General features: G+C 64.0%; 21 protein-coding genes, 1 tRNA gene and 1 pseudogene. 10 read left to right on the top strand and 13 right to left on the bottom strand.

From position 1 onward, the window contains the following. Positions 1-47 precede the first annotated feature (47 nt). Positions 48-359: a hypothetical protein gene (locus AB7Z56_RS16995; protein WP_063982534.1), complete on the top strand. Its 312-nt coding sequence runs from the start codon at positions 48-50 to the stop codon at positions 357-359. On the opposite strand, the gene AB7Z56_RS16990 is transcribed toward AB7Z56_RS16995, so the two are convergent. Continuing rightward, positions 337-738 (bottom strand): hypothetical protein, encoded by a 402-nt coding sequence (locus AB7Z56_RS16990; protein ID WP_354124989.1) that lies wholly within the window; start codon positions 736-738, stop codon positions 337-339. The genes AB7Z56_RS16995 and AB7Z56_RS16990 overlap by 23 nt on opposite strands. A gap of 370 nt (positions 739-1,108) precedes the next feature. Here AB7Z56_RS16990 and AB7Z56_RS16985 point away from each other — a divergent pair. Beyond that, a tRNA-Thr gene (locus AB7Z56_RS16985) sits at positions 1,109-1,183 on the top strand. A gap of 245 nt (positions 1,184-1,428) precedes the next feature. Here the strand turns inward: AB7Z56_RS16985 and AB7Z56_RS16980 are convergent. Together AB7Z56_RS16980 and AB7Z56_RS16975 are read right to left on the bottom strand one after the other, a co-directional pair. Beyond that, entirely contained in the window at positions 1,429-2,058 is a 630-nt protein-coding gene (locus AB7Z56_RS16980; RefSeq protein WP_354124988.1) for a TerC family protein, read from the bottom strand. Between the two features lie 115 nt (positions 2,059-2,173). Beyond that, on the bottom strand, positions 2,174-2,545 hold the full coding sequence (locus tag AB7Z56_RS16975; RefSeq protein ID WP_084795359.1) for a hypothetical protein: 372 nt from the start codon (positions 2,543-2,545) through the stop codon (positions 2,174-2,176). Positions 2,546-2,958: 413 nt separating this feature from the next. On the opposite strand from AB7Z56_RS16975, the pseudogene AB7Z56_RS16970 reads away from it, so the two are divergent. Then, positions 2,959-3,057 (top strand): annotated as a pseudogene (locus tag AB7Z56_RS16970). A gap of 18 nt (positions 3,058-3,075) precedes the next feature. Here AB7Z56_RS16970 and AB7Z56_RS16965 read toward each other — a convergent pair. The 3 genes from AB7Z56_RS16965 to AB7Z56_RS16955 all read right to left on the bottom strand — a co-directional run bounded on the left by AB7Z56_RS16965 (position 3,076) and on the right by AB7Z56_RS16955 (position 6,160). Further along, positions 3,076-3,489, bottom strand: coding sequence for a GFA family protein (locus AB7Z56_RS16965; protein WP_063986280.1), 414 nt, complete (start codon positions 3,487-3,489; stop codon positions 3,076-3,078). A gap of 20 nt (positions 3,490-3,509) precedes the next feature. Further along, positions 3,510-5,342, bottom strand: a complete 1,833-nt coding sequence (locus tag AB7Z56_RS16960; RefSeq protein WP_354124987.1) for an outer membrane protein assembly factor BamB family protein — start codon at positions 5,340-5,342, stop codon at positions 3,510-3,512. 104 nt (positions 5,343-5,446) lie between these two features. Next, positions 5,447-6,160, bottom strand: a complete 714-nt coding sequence (locus AB7Z56_RS16955; protein ID WP_354124986.1) for a class I SAM-dependent methyltransferase — start codon at positions 6,158-6,160, stop codon at positions 5,447-5,449. An 87-nt stretch (positions 6,161-6,247) separates the two neighbouring features. Between AB7Z56_RS16955 and AB7Z56_RS16950 the strand changes: the two genes are divergently transcribed. Then, positions 6,248-7,009, top strand: a complete 762-nt coding sequence (locus AB7Z56_RS16950; RefSeq protein WP_225005254.1) for a dienelactone hydrolase family protein — start codon at positions 6,248-6,250, stop codon at positions 7,007-7,009. Between the two features lie 226 nt (positions 7,010-7,235). Here the strand turns inward: AB7Z56_RS16950 and AB7Z56_RS16945 are convergent, their stop codons facing one another. Beyond that, positions 7,236-8,933, bottom strand: coding sequence for a methyl-accepting chemotaxis protein (locus tag AB7Z56_RS16945; protein WP_354124985.1), 1,698 nt, complete (start codon positions 8,931-8,933; stop codon positions 7,236-7,238). Between the two features lie 218 nt (positions 8,934-9,151). Between AB7Z56_RS16945 and AB7Z56_RS16940 the strand changes: the two genes are divergently transcribed. Further along, positions 9,152-9,370: a hypothetical protein gene (locus AB7Z56_RS16940; RefSeq protein ID WP_225005256.1), complete on the top strand. Its 219-nt coding sequence runs from the start codon at positions 9,152-9,154 to the stop codon at positions 9,368-9,370. Positions 9,371-9,373: 3 nt separating this feature from the next. On the opposite strand, the gene AB7Z56_RS16935 is transcribed toward AB7Z56_RS16940, so the two are convergent. After that, a complete protein-coding gene (locus tag AB7Z56_RS16935) occupies positions 9,374-9,538 on the bottom strand; it encodes a hypothetical protein (protein WP_354124984.1) in 165 nt (54 codons plus the stop codon). 102 nt (positions 9,539-9,640) lie between these two features. Between AB7Z56_RS16935 and AB7Z56_RS16930 the strand changes: the two genes are divergently transcribed. Beyond that, positions 9,641-10,030, top strand: a complete 390-nt coding sequence (locus AB7Z56_RS16930; protein WP_208087494.1) for a hypothetical protein — start codon at positions 9,641-9,643, stop codon at positions 10,028-10,030. Between the two features lie 296 nt (positions 10,031-10,326). Further along, the gene (locus AB7Z56_RS16925; RefSeq protein WP_028150218.1) at positions 10,327-10,581 is read left to right on the top strand and encodes a hypothetical protein; all 255 of its coding nucleotides are present in this window, start codon (positions 10,327-10,329) and stop codon (positions 10,579-10,581) included. A gap of 40 nt (positions 10,582-10,621) precedes the next feature. Here AB7Z56_RS16925 and AB7Z56_RS16920 read toward each other — a convergent pair whose 3' ends face one another. From AB7Z56_RS16920 to AB7Z56_RS16905, 4 genes are all read right to left on the bottom strand, one after another. After that, positions 10,622-10,864, bottom strand: coding sequence for a DUF6719 family protein (locus tag AB7Z56_RS16920; RefSeq protein WP_038935984.1), 243 nt, complete (start codon positions 10,862-10,864; stop codon positions 10,622-10,624). Between the two features lie 251 nt (positions 10,865-11,115). Beyond that, positions 11,116-11,823, bottom strand: a complete 708-nt coding sequence (locus AB7Z56_RS16915; RefSeq protein ID WP_071917379.1) for an outer membrane protein — start codon at positions 11,821-11,823, stop codon at positions 11,116-11,118. A 287-nt stretch (positions 11,824-12,110) separates the two neighbouring features. After that, positions 12,111-12,545 carry a hypothetical protein gene (locus AB7Z56_RS16910; protein WP_187388016.1) on the bottom strand — a complete coding sequence of 145 codons (435 nt, stop codon included), beginning with the start codon at positions 12,543-12,545 and terminating at the stop codon, positions 12,111-12,113. A gap of 212 nt (positions 12,546-12,757) precedes the next feature. After that, entirely contained in the window at positions 12,758-13,126 is a 369-nt protein-coding gene (locus AB7Z56_RS16905; RefSeq protein WP_354098557.1) for a His-rich protein BRANT, read from the bottom strand. Positions 13,127-13,377: 251 nt separating this feature from the next. On the opposite strand from AB7Z56_RS16905, the gene AB7Z56_RS16900 reads away from it, so the two are divergent. Together AB7Z56_RS16900 and AB7Z56_RS16895 are read left to right on the top strand one after the other, a co-directional pair. Continuing rightward, entirely contained in the window at positions 13,378-13,920 is a 543-nt protein-coding gene (locus AB7Z56_RS16900) for a tetratricopeptide repeat protein (RefSeq protein WP_354100398.1), read from the top strand. A 109-nt stretch (positions 13,921-14,029) separates the two neighbouring features. Next, positions 14,030-15,418, top strand: a complete 1,389-nt coding sequence (locus AB7Z56_RS16895; protein WP_441256371.1) for a serine hydrolase domain-containing protein — start codon at positions 14,030-14,032, stop codon at positions 15,416-15,418. Here AB7Z56_RS16895 and AB7Z56_RS16890 read toward each other — a convergent pair. After that, entirely contained in the window at positions 15,405-16,973 is a 1,569-nt protein-coding gene (locus AB7Z56_RS16890; RefSeq protein WP_166342388.1) for a S10 family peptidase, read from the bottom strand. The genes AB7Z56_RS16895 and AB7Z56_RS16890 overlap by 14 nt on opposite strands. 250 nt (positions 16,974-17,223) lie before the next feature. On the opposite strand from AB7Z56_RS16890, the gene AB7Z56_RS16885 reads away from it, so the two are divergent. Then, a complete protein-coding gene (locus AB7Z56_RS16885; RefSeq protein WP_166092312.1) occupies positions 17,224-18,003 on the top strand; it encodes an NAD kinase in 780 nt (259 codons plus the stop codon).

Raw genomic sequence — 18,003 nt, 5'->3', positions numbered from 1 at the left:
AAGCATGGAATGCCGAAAAAGTTCACTTCGCGGATATGAGGTGACACATGAAACGACTACCCGGCACCGCCGCCATCGTCCTAGCCTCCGCAACACTGCTCGCCCTGACCGGCGCCGCGCACGCGGTCGATCACGGCAAGGCCGCCAGCGACTACGGTTTTGCGAACGCCTCCCTCGAACTCTATTGCAAGGGTATCCTGACCGTGGCCGATGCGAAGGAGAAAGCCAAGCTCGACCGGATGTACCGAAACAATTCACGCTGGAAAAAGGACTACGCCGAGGGTTACGACTACATCGCGGTCGCTAATGCTTTAGCGCGGCGCGTTCGCTATCATCTTAGCGACCCTTTCCCTTCATGATCTCGTCTATCATCATGAGCGTATCTTTATACGCTTGATCCATCACCGGGCGGCAAGTGCCTTCGAATTGATCACGCAACACTTTGATGTTGTCGCACTTGCGCGACATCTCGTTTGTCATCCTGTCGTTGGCGATAGTAGCCAAGGCTCCAACCGCTTCTTTGGAAATCCCAGCCTGCGCACCTATGCGAATGCTGCGACCGTGCAACACGCCTGCTGCAGTCTTGAGCTTGCCGAGCAAAGGGGCGCTTGGGTCTTTTTGCTCACGACAGGCGGCATCAATAGTCGCGTAATTAGCGCAGTTGATTGCATCGTCTAGAGGCGCCGCGTGAGCGTCGGCGGCTGCGAGTGCAGCGGCGATGGCGAGAAAGCGTTTCATGTCTCGTCCTCACTCCAAAGGGACGTATTTGGTTCCGAGACCGCGCAAGGCTTTGACAGCTTTGGAGCACCATTCGTTTTGTTAGCTTTAGTTTTCCAAGAATCGGTTGACGGTTGCGTCGACGATCATCCGCTCTTTTGGTCTGAGATCCTTCGCCCGTACCTCCAACGGGGGCAGTCTGGTTTCACAAAGCGTTTTCCGGCTCTACACATTTTCTGCCAGGTGGCGGTGCGGACAAGAGCGCAAGCCAGTCAGACTAGACCTACACCCCGACTGCGGCTATATCGACGCAAACGCTGCCCGACCGTGCACCCCAACGTGCCGACCGGACAAGTTTCTTCTCGTTAACTGCTTATAATTGTTTGGTTTTGCCGGCTTAGCTCAGCGGTAGAGCAGCGGTTTTGTAAACCGAAGGTCGGGGGTTCAATCCCCTCAGCCGGCACCAGCGCTTAGCTTGTTTTATTTCGATGTCCCTCAACCGGGCGCGGCGTTTGTATCCTTAGTTGTTTTCATTCCCGGGGCTGGCTTTGCTCTAACCTAATTTTTTTTGACCGGCGTCGATAGACTTTGGACAGGGCCGCCCCACAAAGGCGGCCCTTTCTTCTGCGGGCTTCACACCCATCTGCAGCCTATGCGTACCGCGTTCGAATTCTGCCTGACGATTTAGGATATCTAGGGTGAAACAGCATCTCATATCGACGCAACGTTGATGACATCCAACATCCCGCGAAAGACCATGTCACCCGCCACATAAAGGATGACGGCTAGGCCGACGTAAGCAATCCATCGATAAGTTTGCAGAAGGCGCGCAATGAAAGAAGCGGCCACGCCCATCATCGCGATGGAAAGCCCCAGGCCGAAAATCAAGATCATCGGATGCTCGCGTGCTGCCCCCGCCACGGCCAGAACGTTGTCGAGAGACATGGAAACGTCGGCCACGACAATCTGCCAACTCGCTTGAGCGAGGGTTTTGCGAGCTTTGCTGCCTGCAATTGCTCCAGCGGCGTCCATCGCACCTGTTGGCCCTGTGGAGGATGTGCGCAACTCTCGCCACATTTTCCAGCATACCCACAACAACAGGATCCCGCCAGCGAGCAAGAGGCCGACGATCTGGAGGATTTGCGTCGCCAACCCGGCGAGCAAGACGCGCAGTATCGTCGCGGCAACAATACCGATCAAAATCGCCTTGCCTCGTTGCGCCTCAGGAAGTCCGGCTGAAGCAAGACCGATGACGATGGCGTTATCGCCAGCGAGCACCAGGTCGATCAGAACGATCTGCAAGAAAACGCTAAGGACATCTGTATCGTAATAATCAGGCACGGGTCATGTCCCCGCCGCAGGGGAATGGGCAGCTGCAAGCGAGATCGCATACGTCCATCGGATCGGTTGACCGATACCTGCCACCAAGAAACGGGGGTCCTAACGCCGCCGGTTATCAGGGGCTAGCGCTATCGCCTAGAGCCGCGTCCGAATGTAGTCTAACCGGTTGCTCGAAAAGAAGTGCCACTTGATCTGGTTCGCCAAGAATCGCTGCGGCACAACCCAACATGGTCAATGCCCCGGCAACATCCCATAGCGTTACATTTTCTAATGTCGCATTTCCCGACTTTGCCCAAGCCAAAACCGCAGTGATCATCGCGTCTGAGAAAAATAGAATACTGAGCGCTGGCAAGACGAGCTGGGAATCCAGCAGGAGTATCATCACGAATGCAGGAGCTGCGACCAGTATGCTCAACACCGCGCATGTGCAAAATGCTTGCCGCCAAGAAGCATTCCTGTTTGTCCAACTTGCACGAGAAAGGATCATTTGATCCTCCTGCATAGGAGCACTTTTTAGCGCCACTCACCTGCTGAACTACTCTGGTCTAGCTGATCGTTTTCCGACGTCTCCCCATCAATGTTTTGTCCTATGACGCTGACTCTCAATTAGCGTAAGAATGCCAGCGGTCACCACGGCAATAACGACGACGGCTGCCAGCGCCTCGACAGAGGCCAAGGTCCCGTACCACTTGTTCCAAAGCTCAATCATGTGCTGGCCTCTCGCGAGAGCGCACCCACGATCGACAAGATCTGCTCTCCAAGAAGAACGAACCGGGCGATAAAAAAAGCAATGCTACTCATCGTCGCGCGGTTTTTCACCGCGCGGCAAGGTGACTTATGTGGCAAGCCTAGCATTTTGGAGAGTCTCCTATTGCCGGCTATTCCAGCGGCCGTCGGCGAGCCGGTTGATGCTCTTCCGACCTCAGCTTGCCGAGGTCAGCGGTCAAGCTTCGTAGATCGCCTTGAAGGTCGGGGGTTCAATCCCCTCAGCCGGCACCAGCGCTTGAGGCGGAAACCTCAGCTTGCATTCTTCTTCGCACTGCTTTGCTGGAAGTGCTCCGCACCGTTGATTTCGACCCAGCCATGTTTCGACTGCTCGAAAACCGATCTTAGCGGAGCCGGGAAATTCGGGTCCGCCATCGCGCCGACGGCGACGCCGATCATCCCTGGCAGGTTGTCCGCCTTCCAGTAGACCGTCGAGCCGCAATGGGTGCAAAAATAGCTGCGGACGTTGCCGCCGCTCGCGGCCTTGCGAACGTATTCGCTTGGGGTCCCCGAGATCGTGACGGCCTCAGCCGCGTAGAAGGCACCGACGCCGAAGGGCGCACCGGTTCGGCGCTGGCAGTCCATGCAGTGACAAGCAACGACCGCGCGGGATGGCCCCGCGAGCGACAATGCAACGGCGCCACAACTGCATCGGGCATCGATCATCGCGCCTCCCTGCCTCGCGCTCACTCCGTCCCCACCTCGAACGCCAGCAGCACGTTGCCGGCGACGCCGCTCCATTGGCCGTAGCCGGAATTGGTGTAGAGCATGCCGCCGGCGATGACCGGTCCGGGACCGTCGATCGCGCCGCCATGGGCGGGGACGCCGTTGACGGCCTTGTAATCCTGCGCGGAGTCGAACTCCCAGAGCAGCTTGCCGTCGCTGGCATAGGCACGCAGGAAGCCGCTGACGCCGCCGGAGAACACGACGCCGGGGATCAGGCTCACCGCCGCCGACAGCGCGGGGCTGCATTGGAGACGATCGCCACAGGCGACCGGAGGCACCTCCATCACGACTGTCCCGCTGGCGAGATCGAGCCCGAACAGGCCGCCGCCTTGCGTGGAGTCGAGACGCCTGGTGCCGTCACGCAGGAAACGCACGTCGGAGTTCGCGACATAGATGCGATCCTGATCGGCCGCCGAGCCCCATTCGCTGCCGCCGAGCGCACCGCCCTTCCCGATCCGCGTCTGCCACAGGATCTTGCCGCCGTCGTCGGGATCGAGCGCGTGCACGACACCGGATTTCTGTGCGATGGCAAGAACGCGCCTGCCGTCGCGCAGAGTCACCAGGATCGGCGACTGGCCGAAATCGTGGTCGGGTCCGTGATCCTCGGGACAATTGGTCTTGTCCGCGGCGAAGCACGCCACGACATAAGCGTCCTTCGGCGTGGCCTGCCGGCTCCAGAGCAGCTTTCCCGTCGCAAGATCGAAGGCGAGAATCGCGTCACTCGTCGCGGATGGCGGATTCGAATAGGAATTGCTGGTCGCGACATAGATCGCGCCGCGCTTCACATCGATCGTCGGCGCCGACCAGATCGCGGCACCGGACGGGCCGAACAGCTGCACGCCCCTCGCGTTCTTGTCGGTCGGATGCGGCACTTCCGGGATCGTATAGGCTTGCCAGACCGGCTTGCCGGTCGCGGCCTCCAGCGCCATCACGCTGCCGCGGAAGGTGCAGCATTCGTAAGAGGGTTGCGAGCCGGCGGCCTCCTCGAGCGAGGACACCGGCACGTAGAGCACGCCGGAATGCAGCACCGGCGCGCCGGTGATGCGCGCGGCCGGATGCTCCTCGACCTTCGTCTTCCAGATCAGCGCCCCCGTCAGCGCGTTCACGGCATAGGCGTTCGCACGCAAATCGCCGAAGAAGATCGCGAACTGATCGGAGCCGGGAAGCGGCGCGACCGTGATCGCGGCGCGCACCGCCGCATCGATCGCGAACGTCCACAGCGTGCAGCCGGTTCGCGCGTCGAGCGCGTGCACCTTGCGGTCGGTGCCGCCGATGAACAGCAGGCCGCCCATGATCGTCGGCGGCGCAAAGGATACCGAGGCGCCGGGAAACGCGTAGGCCCATTTCAGCCGCAGGCGCGGCACCTGCGCCGCGGTCAGCCCCGCCATGTCGGCCGGCTGGAAGCGGCTGTTGTTGAGATCGACGCCCCACCCGTTCCAGCGTGGACCGTCGAGCGGTTGCGGAAAGCCGCTGATCTGCTGCGTGCAGCGGCCCTGCCCGTCAGACGCGCTGTTGATTGCGGCCTTGCCGGTGACGAAAGCAGCAATCGCGCGACGCTCGTCGTCGCTGCGCTCCTTCGCCATCGCGGCCATGCTGCCGGAGGTCAGCGTCCCCAGCACGTGATCGAACGACATCGCCTGCATGGCGCCGCGCGCGGGCGCGCGGTTCTGGGCATCGCCGGCATCGTGACATTGCGCGCAGTGCGCTGCGTAGAGCGCGGCGCCGTCCTGCTGCGCCAGTGCCGGCGTGGAGCACCAGATCAACAGAGCCGCTACGGCAAAACTCGGCTTCATGGCGTTCTCCGGTATCGTCGGCACGCGACGCAAAAATCGCGTCACACAACCTGAAGTGTATCGCCAGTGCGGTCACGGACGCAATGGAGTTCCGCCTGCGTCCGTCACATCGCCGTGGCCATGCGGATACGATCGGGCAGTTCATCCAGCCGCCATAGGGCAAGGCTCTTGTCGCGCCAGCCGCCGCCGCCCTCCTCGCAACGCTCGTTGATCAACGCGCGCGGCGCGGGCCAGTTGAATGGCGCCTTCTCCATGTTCAGCGCGCGCCAATCGCCATCCGCGCAATCGCGATTTGCATCCCATTCGGGAAATGTCGTGACCAGCAGGAAGCCCGCGCCGCTCTCGGCAAAGCGGGCAACGGCGCGGGCGATGTTGTCGAAGCTCAAATGAACCAGGCAGTCCCGGCACAGAATGACATCCGCGCGCGGCAGCGCATCGCGCGTGATGTCGGCAACGAGAAACCGGCCGGACAATTCGCCGCCGGCCACACGCCGCCGATTGGTCTCGATCAGCGACGGGACGATGTCGATGCCGGTGTAGTCGAGGTCGAGCTTGATGCGGCCGATCCAGCCGGCATCGCCGCAGGGCGCATCGAGCAGCGAGCGCGCGTCGAGCCGTTGCAGCAGAGGAGGAAGCTCCTCCCGGATCGCGGCGGTCGCCGGGTCCTCCGAGCCGAGGCCCGAGACTGATGTGGCCGCGCCCCACAGGTTGGTCCGCTCGATCCGCTCGAACCGCGCGGCGAGATCGAGGCCGTCAAAGCTCTCGCGGTCCGCAACGAAGCGCTCATGGGCGAGCACGGGTGGACGATTGGGGATCATCGGGCGGGACTCGTGTCAAGATTCCGTCGCAAGCACACTATACAGCCGACGCGTCGCCTCCGAAATCTCCCTGGCGCGAGTTCGCTGATGATTACCCGACGAACGGCCATGACCGGCATCGCCGCGCTGCTGACGTCTATCCCTGCACACGGTGCACCAGGCGAACAGTTCAGCGTCACCTCCGGCAATGACAGCCTGCCCGTATCACGTTACGCGGCGACGGTGGCCGGGAAGCGCCCTGCCGTGATCGTGCTGCACGGGTCCCGCGGCATCGAGCTTAGGCTCCGCGCCTACGAGCGATATGCCGATGCGCTGTCCGCCAAGGGCATCGACGTCTATTTTCTCCGCTATATGACACCGGCCGATAAGGCCGCGCTGACGCCGAAGTCCAGCACGCATGAGAGCCGCGATGCCTATGACACGACGCGGTTCGACGATTGGGCCAACACGGTCTCCGCCACCGTGACGGCCATCCTGGGCCGGTCCGACAGTTCCGGGCGCATCGGCCTGCTCGGCTTCTCGCTGGGCGGCTACGTCGCCGCCGACACCGCCGCGCGGGACACGCGTATCACCGCGCTCGCGGTGCTCTATGGCGGCATGCCCGACGCTATGGCCGCCAAGGTCAAGCACCTGCCGCCCCTGATCGCATTGCATGGCGAGGCGGACAGGAACGTGCCGGTCGCGAAGGGACGGCAACTGGTCGAGCTCGGCAAGTCGGTCGGCGCCGAGGCCGAATTCGTGCCCTATCCAGGCAAAGCCCACGGCTTTGATTTCTCCGGCACCGACCCGATGACATCCGATGCGATCGATCGCGTCACACGGTTCTTCCAGCCAAGGCTCGCCGCCTGATCGAGGCGGGTCACGAAGATGGCTCCTGACCGCAGATTGGATCAGAGTTCAACATCAGGTAGCCTGCGCATCCGATGCGCTCGACTACCAGCAAAGAGAAGGCCAAAATCGTTGCCGGCGCCGTGACGGCCGTCGTCATGACGGCCATGCTGTTGGTGTTCGCGCTCGGCCTCTTGCTTCCGCATTAGGCGCGGCGAGCGCGGCGGACGAGTGCCGCCGCACACACTTACGCCGCGCGCACGGTCCGCAAGAATTTTCCGACTTCGTCCTTCAGCCGGTTGCTGTCGGTCGCCAGCATCTTGGCGGTCGAAAGCACCTGTGAGGACGCCGAACCGGTCTCGGCCGCGCCGCGCTGCACGTCGGTGATGTTGGTGGAGACCTGCTGGGTGCCGTGAGCGGCCTGCTGCACGTTGCGTGAGATCTCCTGGGTCGCGGCGCCCTGCTCCTCGACGGCCGCGGCAATGGTGGACGACACCTCCGATAGCCGCTCGATCGTCGCGGAGATGTCGCGGATCGCGTTGACGGATTCCTGGGTCGCGGTCTGGATTCCGGAAATCTGCTGGCTGATCTCGCCGGTCGCCTTCGCGGTCTGCTCGGCCAGCGTCTTCACCTCGGAGGCGACGACCGCGAAGCCGCGGCCGGCCTCGCCGGCGCGTGCCGCCTCGATCGTGGCGTTCAGCGCCAGCAGGTTGGTCTGGCCGGCAATGGTGTTGATCAGCTCGACGACATCGCCGATCCGCGTCGCCGCGATCGAGAGCTCGCTGACCCGCTCGGTCGTGGTGCGCGCCTGGGTGACGGCTTCGCCCGCCATCCGCGCGGATTCCTGCACCTGCCGGCTGATCTCGTTGACCGAGGACGACAGCTCCTCTGTGGCGGTCGCCACCGACTGCACGTTGCCGGTGGCTTCACCCGAAGCGACCGCGACCACCGAGGTCAGCTCCTGCGCGCGGTGCGCGGTGGTGGCCAGCGTCGAGGACGACGCTTCGAGCTCGGTGGACGCCGAGCCCACCGTCTCGATGATCTCGCCGACCGCGCGTTCGAAGCCGTCGGCCAGGTTGACCATGTCACGGCGGCGCTGCTCGGCAGCCTGCTTCTCGATCTCGAGCTGCGCAGCCTTGAGGCGTTCGACCTCGAGCGCGTTGGTCTTGAAGACTTCGACGGTCCTGGCCATGTCGCCGATCTCGTCGCTCCGCTCCTTCTCGGGCACCTCGGTCTTGAGATCGTTGCGGGCGAGACCCTCCATGGCGAGCTTGAGCCGGGCGATCGGCCGGGACATCGCATTGAGGCCGATGAACAGCGCGATTGCGATGCCGACGATCAGGCCGCCGGCGCTGACGCCGATCACGGTCCAGGTCGCGGATCTGGCGTCGCGGTTGATGGCTTCCTTGCGGTTGCTGACCGCCTGTGCGGACTCGGTCACGAACTGGACGATGCGTGCGAGGGCCGCGTCCAGCACCGGATCGCACTCCTTGTGCGCACGTTCGGCGGCCTTGGCATTCTCCTCCACGCTGCTTGCCTGCGCGCCGGCCTGGAGTACCGGATCGCAGCTGGCGAACGCGGCCTTCAGCTGGTCCCCGATGCTCTTGACCTGGCTGGCGCGCGACGGGTCGTCCTGCACGGCCGCATCGAGGTACTGACTGATTTCGGTGCGGTTCTGGTTCGCGATCTTGAGACGGCCAGCGCTGCCCGCCTCCGTCGCTTCGGTGAAGACCGCATAGAGCGCGGCATGATAGGTCTCCGCGCGGCGCTGGGCCCGCGTCAGGTTGAGCGCCGAGGATTGCGCGGCGGAGAGTTCGGTAAATCCGTCGACAGTCGCTGAAAGTTCACGCGCGGCGAAGCCGGCGACGGCGAGCATCGCGCATCCCATCACCGCCACGATTAGTGCGACCTTCCACACGATTTTCAGATTGTTCAAAAAGCTCATAACAGCCGCCCCAATGCTTCTGCCGACGCATAATCCCAGCAACGGGCATTGGAACCGGCGGACGTTAAGATTTGATGCCAAATCCCCCGAGTAGTCTTACGGAAAAATAACTATTCGGGGGGTCGGCGTAAGCCTCGTGTAAGCTTCTGCCTGTTTTGGGGGCGTGATCCGGACATGACCGGCCGGAACCGGTCGCCGGCGTCAGTCGTTGTCGGCCCATGCGGATCAAGGAAGAAAACCGAAACATGTTTCTGCTGGCGACGGTGACGCTGTGCTGTGTCGCCGTGGCCGGCACCGTTGCGCTGTTCAAGCTGGCACCAGGGCCGGCTCCGGCAACGCAGGTCGCCGAACGCGCGGCGATCGACGTTACGGCTCCGACACCAGTCCGGGTGGTGGGGGCGCCGTTCGAGCCCAACATTAACCCGCGCGAGCGATAGCGCTCACGTCGGCGATGCCTCTGCGCCTGCCTCGGGCCGGCCTTGGGCCCGCGCCAATTCCTCCACGAACGCGATCACCTCCGCCCGCCTGTCGGGCGGCAGCGACAAGAACGCACGGACGAGCCTCAGGCCCTGCGCTTCGTCCGACTGGTCTGATTTGACGTCCATTCCTCACTGTCGGGCGGGCGGGAAAAATATGCAATCCCCAGCCGGACACCTCCTTGATTCGGCCGGCCAGCTTTGCTGGAATAGCTCCAACAGAGGTGGACCATGAAGTGGATCAGCGAGCGCGACGCACTGATCGCGCAGACAATGGCCTTCGTCCAATCGGTAACCGGCAAGAAGGGTGACTTCCATCCGCCGGAGAGACCGACGGCTGCACCGGACGTGCCGGTGGGGAGCGTCACCGTCGAGACCGTGGCGGTCGAGACATTGGCGGTCGAGATCAATCCGCCGCCAGTCCCGCTCGCCCCAGCCGTCATGATCCCGCCAGCACGGACAGGCGGCGATTTCCGCTCCGAGATGCAGGCCCGCATCGCCAATTTCCGCAAGCATCAGGAGCGATTCGAGCGTGAGCGGGAGGAGTATTGCGCGGCGACCCTGACCAGGCTCCGCGCGGCCATTCGCGACCCCTCCCTCCGTCCGCCAGCCGAAAACTAGGGCCGACGGTCGATCGGACACCTACAGCCAGGACCAGACCAACCAGAGATTGGCCGCACAGGCGCTGAGCAATCCCAGCGTCAGTGGCAACAGCATGTGCCCGCAGCAGGTCTTGAGGTCGGTCGTCATGGCCGAAAACATCCGCTGATTCCGGCAAATGAGTCCCAGGGATTCTTTTTTTGGGGATTCAGGACTCGTTAAAGACTCAGGGCCCGCGGCCCCGATCACGCCCCCGTGATCGCCCCGGAACCCCTTGCCCCGTGAAGCCGTTAACGCGCTTTCCGGGAGCGGGAAGAATGCCCTACGCCCTGTTCTGCAACGACGCCCAAATCAGCAAGGCCTATCCCAGCGAGGCCGACGTCTGGCAGCTCGCGCAGCAAAGCGGCCTCGTCGTGGATGTCAGCACCGACGACCAGCGCCACGGGCCGCGCCGGGTCCTGGACAATGATTACGAGATCAAGCCCTGCCGGGCCGCCCAGGGCGAGGACCCCGCCAGGAACAAGGCCGAGGCCGAGCAGCAGTCGAGGATGGAGCTTGAGCTGAATTCCTGAGGTTCGGCCGCAAGCCCAGGGTATCTCAGCAAGGGATCTCTCAGGGGGTCGCGGTCGCCAGCGAGGCCTGCTCGCCCGCCAGCACCACGCACGCCTTGCGACGGTGCAGCCCGCGGATCGCGCCCGTTACCTTCAGCACCTTGCCGGATGGGCAGGAAGCGTCCTTGACGAAGGCCACCTCATAGGGTGCCAGCATCAGAGGCTCGGATTTGAGGATTGTCTGTGCAGCGCACGGCAGGGAGATGAAGCACGAGAGCACTACTGCCGACACAAAGATACGCATGTCCGTCGTCCCACCAGCCCGGTAATTCTCATATAACGCCTTCCGGAGCGCGAGTTCCGTAGGCGGCAAAAATTATTTTTGCTTTACGCCAGTCCCATGACGCGCGTGAGAACGCGCGCGCCAGACCGTTTGCTTGCAAATGACGCGCCAGATGGTTCACGCAAAGCAAACAACAGGCAGGCAAACAAGGGCCTGGCAAACGAAAGGCCGGCGTGAGCCGGCCCTTGTCAGGTCGTGGTCGCTGTTGAGCGTCAGTAGCGCGAGGCCGCCGGTCCACCCCAGCCGAAGCGGTAGTTCACACCGACCTTGACGGTATGCTCGTCCTCCCGGCCCCGGACGCCGACGACGTCGGCCGGACCGGAGGTGAACGTCGTGCTGCCAAAGTTGTAGTACTGGTACTCGGCCTTGGCCGACCAGCTCGGTGCGAACATGTATTCGAGGCCGGCACCGACAGTATAGCCGTCCTTGTTGTTGCCAGTGGCGGTGAAGGGCTGCGCCACGCCGGCGACGTTGACGCCGAGGCCGCCATTACGCCAGGCGTAACCGCCCTTGGCATAGACCAGCGCCGGTCCCCAGGTGTAGCCGATGCGGCCGGTCACCGACCCGAGCTGGTCGGTGTTGGACGTCACCTGCGTCCCCAGCGGGAACGTGACACCGTTGTTGTTGGTCGGCAGCCAGGAGTACTGGGCCTCGATGCCCACCACCCAATTGGGCGCGAACTGGTAGTCGAAGCCGCCCTGCACGCCGCCCAGGAAGCGGGCGTCGCTCGACTGGAAGCTGCTGTCACCGGCGAACGCGCCGCCGACATGGCCGCCGATGTAGAAACCGGTCCAGTTGTAGATCACCTGCGGCGGCGTATAGGCGGGCGCCTTGGTATAGGTGCGCGGCTGCATGTCGGCCGCGGCGGCCGGTGCAGCCAGCGCCAGCAGAGCGACGGCGCCCAGCAAAATCGTCTTCATGATCATCCCCGTTCTTTCAAATTCGACACTCAGGAAACAACGTGGCGTGAATTAGGTTGCTTCGCGGCGATGCCGGAACGTTGATCGTCTGTAACTGTGACGGGTTGGCAACAACGCGATTTTGTTCCGTCACACCTGCTTGCACCGACTGTTTTCGTCGTCTGCGCAAGGCGGGCTGTAACGATCTGTCGCAAGGCAAACCAGCCCCGTTCAAAGCTCGCCAAATTGTGATCCAGCGGCTCCGGCGGCCCCTGTCCTAGCACCTGCCGATGAAGGCCGGCTTTGCGCTACCGCGCCATCTTTTCCAGTTCCGGAAAGGGTGCGTAAACCGCACCGGCGCAGAGCTCGCCGGCGCGATCGACGATGCGGTCGCCCCGCCCGTTGACGAACACGGCGGCCCGTTCGCGCATGCCCTTGTAGCTGCCGTCGGTCTCGCGTGGCGTGAAGTGCAGGCAGGCGACGTAGAACTGCCGTCCGCCGATCTCGCGGAGCACCGGATCGGCCATGGTGGCCTCGCGCACGCCGACGGGATTGTTGAGGTAAGCGCGCATCAAGGCCAGCGTGTCACTGCGAAAATTGTCGGGAAACGGCTGCGGCCCTCCCGCCTGGGTCCCCTCCATCAGGGATGGACGATCACCGTCGCTGCCGAAACATGCCGCGAGCGCCAGCGGCAAGACCAGAACCAACGCCAAGATCACCGCACGCTTCGCCAATCGCCCCACAGGCCACGCTCTCCGCTCGATCAGACTCGGAGGATGTTCTAGCTCCAAGGTTGCACGAAGGGAATTCGCTCCTGCTCGTAGGCTGCGCAAATAACGCACCGCCCCGCCGCCGGCGCCTGCGCTTTCGCGCTGACGCCGAGACGACGGGCCGGGCCTGAATTCCGCACGCGGCGGCGGGCAATGCCAGGGATGCCGCCGCGCCGGATCAGTCGTTAGCTGCGCTTGTCGATGGCCGCCGGCTTGGTCACGTCAGGCTGCGCCTTCAGCGACTTCTTGGCCGACAGATGCTTGTGGTGGTGACGATGCGTGCGCACGGCCTTGTGCTCATCGGGCGTGACCGCGGCATTGGCGTTCATCGCCTTCGACTTGGTATCCACCTTGGCGTCCGCCTTGACGTCGGCGGCCTTCGTGTCGGCCTTGACGCCGGCCTCGGGTTTCACGGTGGTGGTCGACACCTTGGTCTGGCTCTGGTCCGCCTTGATCACCGGCGCGGTCGTGGTGGTCTTGCCGGCTTCAGCGGCGAAGGCCGGGGCTGCGATTACGGAAGCGGCGAGCAAGGCTGCGGAAATGGTCTTCAACATGGTTGGTCTCCTCTTGGAAGGATCTTGAGGCGGCGCCCTCTCGCCTACTCTTCGATCGTGGGTGGGAGCCTAGGCGGCGCGCGCTGAACCCAGTCTGAAGTCCCTTGCAGGCTTCTGTTCATCTCGATGACAAGTTTGTCATCTGCGGAGGGGCGAATAGATCGTGCGAAGCGGGAATGTTTTTGCCCTCTGGGTGTTCCGGTCTTTGGGCAATCGTGTAGGATCGCCACGTTCCATACGGGAGAAGATAGATGCGCAAACTTTCCATGCTTCTGGTACCGGGGCTTGTCTCGATGGCGTTGGCCGCCGGACCGATGCTGACCAGCGCCTACGCCGCGGGCAGCGACGAGCCCTCGCCGCCGCCGAAGTCGGACAGCTCGACCAAGAAGGGGAAGAAGAAGAGCTCCTCCATCAGCGATCCCAAATTCCTCGCGGCCTATCGCACCGCCTACACCACGATCTACGACGGTCACGACTACACGAGCGCGATCGGCCAGCTGAAGTCGCTCGAGCGCGACGACGTCGCCGACGTCGCCAATTTGATCGGCTACTCCTATCGCAAGCTCGGCGACTACCAGTCATCCAAGGTCTATTACGAGATCGCGCTGAAGGACGATCCGAACCACGTCCGCACCTGGCAGTATTACGGCCTCTGGCAGCTCGAGCAGGGCAACCGCGAACAGGCGCAGTACCACCTGAACAAGATCGCCTCGCTCGCCGGCACTGACAGCTCCGAGTATCGCTCGCTCGCCGCGGCGCTCGACAAGCCGACCGGCGCGACGCTCGTCTACTGAGACATCGCATCCTCGAACGAAACGAACGGGCACAACCTCGGGGTTGTGCCCGTTCCGCTTTCTCGGTTAGCCTCTCGCATCAAGTGCTCCCCTCGCAAATTGGTGCGCAATGGATACGTGGCTGCGATCCGCGATCGACTACATCGGCTCCTGGATCGAATTCCAACAGACGACATTCCAGCAGCCCGGCGTCATCGTCGCATTTGCCCATCGCGGCGAAATCGTCGCCGAGCACGCCTTTGGTCTTGCCAATCTCGACACCGGCGAAAAACTCACCCCGCGCCACCGCTGCCGTATCGCCTCGCATTCGAAGAGCTTCACCTCCGCCGGCATCATGAAGCTGCGCGACCAGCGCAAGCTGCGGCTCGACGACACGGTCGGCCAACATGTCGGCGGCCTGCATCCGCGCGTCGCCGAGACGACGATTGCGCAGGTGCTCTCGCACAGCGCGGGGCTGACGCGCGATGGCGCCGATTCCGGGCAGTTCATCGACAACCGTCCCTATCTCAACGCCAGGGAGTTGCTCGCGGAATTGAAGCTGCCGACCGCGATCGAGCCGGGGACGCGCTTCAAATACTCCAACCACGGCTTTGGCCTGCTCGGCCTCGTCATCGAAGCCGTGTCGAAGGAGCCCTACGCCGCCTGGATCAAGCGCGAGATCATCGAGCCCGCAGGCCTGCGCGAGACTGAGCCGGATGCGCCGCTTCCCAAGGGCGCATCGTTCGCGCGCGGCCACACGCGAAAGGTGCCCTTGGGCGAGCGTTGCGTGATCCCCGGCGACAATCCGACGCACGCGATGGCGTCCGCTACGGGCTTCGCCGCCACCGCCGGCGATACGGCCCGCTTCTTCGCGCAGCTTGCGCCCAACGCCAGGAAGAGCGTGCTCTCAGTCGCAAGCCGCCGCGAAATGACCCGGCATCACTGGCGCATCCCGCAGAGTTTCGAGGCCTATTATGGCCTTGGCATCAACGCCGGCAAAACCGACGGCTGGGACTGGTTCGGCCATGGCGGCCATTTTCAGGGTTACATCTCCCGGACCTGCTCCATCCCCGCTTGCGAGCTCGCGATCAGCATCCTCAGCAACTCGATCGACGGCGCGGCGCCGTTCTGGATGGACGGCGCGATGCAGATCCTGCGCGTGTTCAGGACTCGCGGCGCACCCGACCGCCGCGTGCGCGACTGGACCGGCCGCTGGTGGACGATCTGGGGCGCAACCGATCTCGTCCCCGCGGGCAACCGCGTGCTGGTCGCCAATCCGCAGTTCATCAATCCGTTCATGGATGCCGCCGAGATCGAGGTCACCGGCCGCGACACCGGCAAGCTCGCCTGGGCTGCCGGCTATTCCAGCCACGGCGAGCCGGTGCGCCGCGTCCGTGACGCGCGCGGCAAGGTCAGCGACATCTGGATCGCCGGCGCCAATATCAAGCCGGAGCGTGTCGTGGCGCGCGAGATCGCGCGGAGATATCCGCCGCGCAAGCGGCGGCCTACTCTCGGATAAGAGCCTCCACCTCGCTCCGAAACGCCTGCCGCGAGCCGTCGCGCGAATAGAACATGTGGCCGCCGGGATAGACGACGAACTTGACCCGCTGCGTGGCGAACGCCGGGAGCTGGTCGAGCACCCGCTTCGATCCGAAATAGGGCGTGGCGAGATCGAACAGGCCGTGCGCGACCAGCACGTTCAGCTTTCCGTCGGTGGCGAGGATCTGGCGCAGCTCCGACACCGACTGGGGCGGGTTGATGCCGCGGCCGAAATCCCAATTGCCCTCGACGGCGCCATTGAGGACTTCATAGGAGCCATCCGGCCGCCAGTTGAGCTTGCGCGTGAGAACATCGACCGCCGCACTCGTCAGCGGCGCCTGGAGCGCATCGCCCGAGGGATCGCCGAACCGGGAGCTGCTCGAATCCGGATAGGGATCATAGCCTCGCACCGAGGCGTCGTAGCGCCCCGTCACCTTGCCGTTCTTGCGGTCGAACTCGCGGCGGAATTCACCGACGTCGAAACGGCCGGCGAGCCGGCGGCTCACGGCCTGATCGATCCCGGTGAGCTCGGCGACCTTGTCGGCAAGGCGATTGGTGGCCTCCTTGTCCGCCTCGCCCTTGACGAGGTCGGCCAGGAACTCGCCCCGCGCGTAAGCCTCGACGTCGGCGAGATCGGCGCGCTTGACCGCTCCCTTGGCTTCGCGCGCCACCGCGACATAGCTCGGCAGCGTCGCGACATATTGCAGGAGGCTGGTGCCGGTGAACTCGCGGAAGTCCAGGAGCGGCGACACCAGGATCAATCCCCTGACGCCGACGCCATGCTGGAGCTGCAACTGGCGCACGACCTTCGGCCCGCGAATGCCGCCATAGCTTTCGCCGCCGACATATTTCGGCGAGGTCAGCCGGTCGTGCTTCTCCAGCCAGCGGCGGATCACGAGCGCGATCGAATTGACGTCGCCGTCGACGGAGTAGAAGGACTTGCGCGCGTCCTCGCCGCTGGCAACGAAGCGGCTGTAGCCGGTGCTGACGGGATCGATGAAGACGAGATCGGTAAAGTCGAGCCACGTCTCCGCGTTCGGCTTCACCTCGGGTGAGGCGGACGGCGAAAGGGCCTCGCCATCGAGCGGCAGCCGCCACGGCCCCGCAGCGCCGAACTGGAGCCATGCCGAGGACGCGCCGGGACCGCCGTTGAACAGGAACGTCACGGGGCGCGTCGCTCGGTCGGCACCATCGAGCTCATAGGACGTATAGGCGATGTCGGCGAGCGGCTCACCCTTGCCGTCGAACACGCGGATCGAGCCGGCAGTCGCAGTGAAGTCGAGTGCACGGCCCGGCAGATCGAGCGTCTGCTTCGTGGTCGAATCCGACGGAAGGCGATGCGGCTCGGCGGCGGACGATGAACCCTGTGACGCGCCTGGCGTGTTGCCGCCGCGCCCACCCTTCTGTCCCGCTGGGGCCGTCGTCTCGGCGCGCGGCTGCGGCGGATCGTCCGCGCGGGCAAATCCCGCGAGCGCGAAAGTCGACACCGCCAGTACCAGGGTCGCGCGGCGGAGCGCCGGCAAACGCATGACCATGATCGTTCTCCTTGTCCGGCTGCGAGAGCCGGCGAGCATCGCAAGGCTAGCGAGAAATTGCGACGGTTTGGGGGATAGCCGGCCCGGCGGCGCCTGAAGAAGCCGGGCGAGCACAAATCGACCCGGATTTGCCCTGAATCGGGATGGACGCTGTTTGCCTTGAACAGCGGTCCTTCTCGACAATGCAGGCCCAGGTCGTATAGACGAGCCCGGCGGAACTTTCTCCAGCCAGCGGCCCTGCCCGGAAGCCATGACCAAGCCAGCGCGATACAACCGGATCGCCTTTGTCGCGAGCCCAAGCAGCGAGGCGCAGACCGCCTTCGGCCAGCTCACTCGGGACTATGGCAATTGCGACCCGAACGACGCCGATGTCGTGGTCGCGCTCGGCGGCGACGGACTGATGCTCCAGACGCTGCACCAGAACATGCACTCGGGCAAACCGATCTATGGCATGCACCGCGGCACCGTCGGCTTCCTGATGAACGAGTACTCGACGGTCGACCTTCGCGCTCGTCTCGAGGCAGCGCAGGAATCCGAGATCAACCCGCTCCTGATGCGCGCCACCGACGTCAACGACCGCGTCCACCTGCATCACGCCATCAACGAGGTCGCCCTGTTCCGGCAGACCTACCAGGCCGCGCGCCTGCGGATCCTGATCGACGAGCGCGAGCGCATGGCTGAGCTGATCGCCGACGGCATCATGGTGGCGACGCCCGCCGGCTCCACCGCCTACAATCTGTCCGCGCAGGGACCGATCCTGCCGATCAACGCCGCGCTGCTGGCGCTGACGCCGATCAGCGCCTTCCGCCCGCGCCGCTGGCGCGGCGCGCTCCTGCCCAATACGGCTTACGTCGTGATCGAGGTGCTGGAGGGCGACAAGCGGCCGGTGGCGGCGGTGGCCGACCATGACGAGGTGCGCGACGTCCGCCGCGTCGAGGTGCTGTCCGACAAAACCATCTCGATGCGCATGCTGTTCGACCCCGGCCACAGCCTGGAAGAACGCATCCTGCGCGAGCAGTTCGGCTATTGA

This window comes from Bradyrhizobium sp. 482_C4_N1_8, from assembly GCF_052075965.1.
Classification (GTDB): domain Bacteria; phylum Pseudomonadota; class Alphaproteobacteria; order Rhizobiales; family Xanthobacteraceae; genus Bradyrhizobium; species Bradyrhizobium barranii.
The sequence above is the reverse complement of the archived record's forward strand: the minus strand, read 5'-3'. Positions and strand labels throughout refer to the sequence as shown.

Bases quoted from the DNA above. Each gene is read 5' to 3' on its own strand.
- AB7Z56_RS16900 (WP_354100398.1), top strand. From the start codon at position 13,378: ATGCGCAAACTTTCCATGCTTCTGGTACCGGGGCTTGTCTCGATGGCG.
- AB7Z56_RS16935 (WP_354124984.1), bottom strand. From the start codon at position 9,538: ATGGACGTCAAATCAGACCAGTCGGACGAAGCGCAGGGCCTGAGGCTC.
- AB7Z56_RS16965 (WP_063986280.1), bottom strand. From the start codon at position 3,489: ATGATCGATGCCCGATGCAGTTGTGGCGCCGTTGCATTGTCGCTCGCG.
- AB7Z56_RS16905 (WP_354098557.1), bottom strand. From the start codon at position 13,126: ATGTTGAAGACCATTTCCGCAGCCTTGCTCGCCGCTTCCGTAATCGCA.
- AB7Z56_RS16940 (WP_225005256.1), top strand. From the start codon at position 9,152: ATGCGGATCAAGGAAGAAAACCGAAACATGTTTCTGCTGGCGACGGTG.
- AB7Z56_RS16890 (WP_166342388.1), bottom strand. From the start codon at position 16,973: ATGGTCATGCGTTTGCCGGCGCTCCGCCGCGCGACCCTGGTACTGGCG.
- AB7Z56_RS16955 (WP_354124986.1), bottom strand. From the start codon at position 6,160: ATGATCCCCAATCGTCCACCCGTGCTCGCCCATGAGCGCTTCGTTGCG.
- AB7Z56_RS16925 (WP_028150218.1), top strand. From the start codon at position 10,327: ATGCCCTACGCCCTGTTCTGCAACGACGCCCAAATCAGCAAGGCCTAT.
- AB7Z56_RS16960 (WP_354124987.1), bottom strand. From the start codon at position 5,342: ATGAAGCCGAGTTTTGCCGTAGCGGCTCTGTTGATCTGGTGCTCCACG.
- AB7Z56_RS16915 (WP_071917379.1), bottom strand. From the start codon at position 11,823: ATGAAGACGATTTTGCTGGGCGCCGTCGCTCTGCTGGCGCTGGCTGCA.
- AB7Z56_RS16995 (WP_063982534.1), top strand. From the start codon at position 48: ATGAAACGACTACCCGGCACCGCCGCCATCGTCCTAGCCTCCGCAACA.
- AB7Z56_RS16885 (WP_166092312.1), top strand. From the start codon at position 17,224: ATGACCAAGCCAGCGCGATACAACCGGATCGCCTTTGTCGCGAGCCCA.
- AB7Z56_RS16990 (WP_354124989.1), bottom strand. From the start codon at position 738: ATGAAACGCTTTCTCGCCATCGCCGCTGCACTCGCAGCCGCCGACGCT.
- AB7Z56_RS16975 (WP_084795359.1), bottom strand. From the start codon at position 2,545: ATGATCCTTTCTCGTGCAAGTTGGACAAACAGGAATGCTTCTTGGCGG.
- AB7Z56_RS16930 (WP_208087494.1), top strand. From the start codon at position 9,641: ATGAAGTGGATCAGCGAGCGCGACGCACTGATCGCGCAGACAATGGCC.
- AB7Z56_RS16920 (WP_038935984.1), bottom strand. From the start codon at position 10,864: ATGCGTATCTTTGTGTCGGCAGTAGTGCTCTCGTGCTTCATCTCCCTG.
- AB7Z56_RS16950 (WP_225005254.1), top strand. From the start codon at position 6,248: ATGATTACCCGACGAACGGCCATGACCGGCATCGCCGCGCTGCTGACG.
- AB7Z56_RS16895 (WP_441256371.1), top strand. From the start codon at position 14,030: ATGGATACGTGGCTGCGATCCGCGATCGACTACATCGGCTCCTGGATC.
- AB7Z56_RS16945 (WP_354124985.1), bottom strand. From the start codon at position 8,933: ATGAGCTTTTTGAACAATCTGAAAATCGTGTGGAAGGTCGCACTAATC.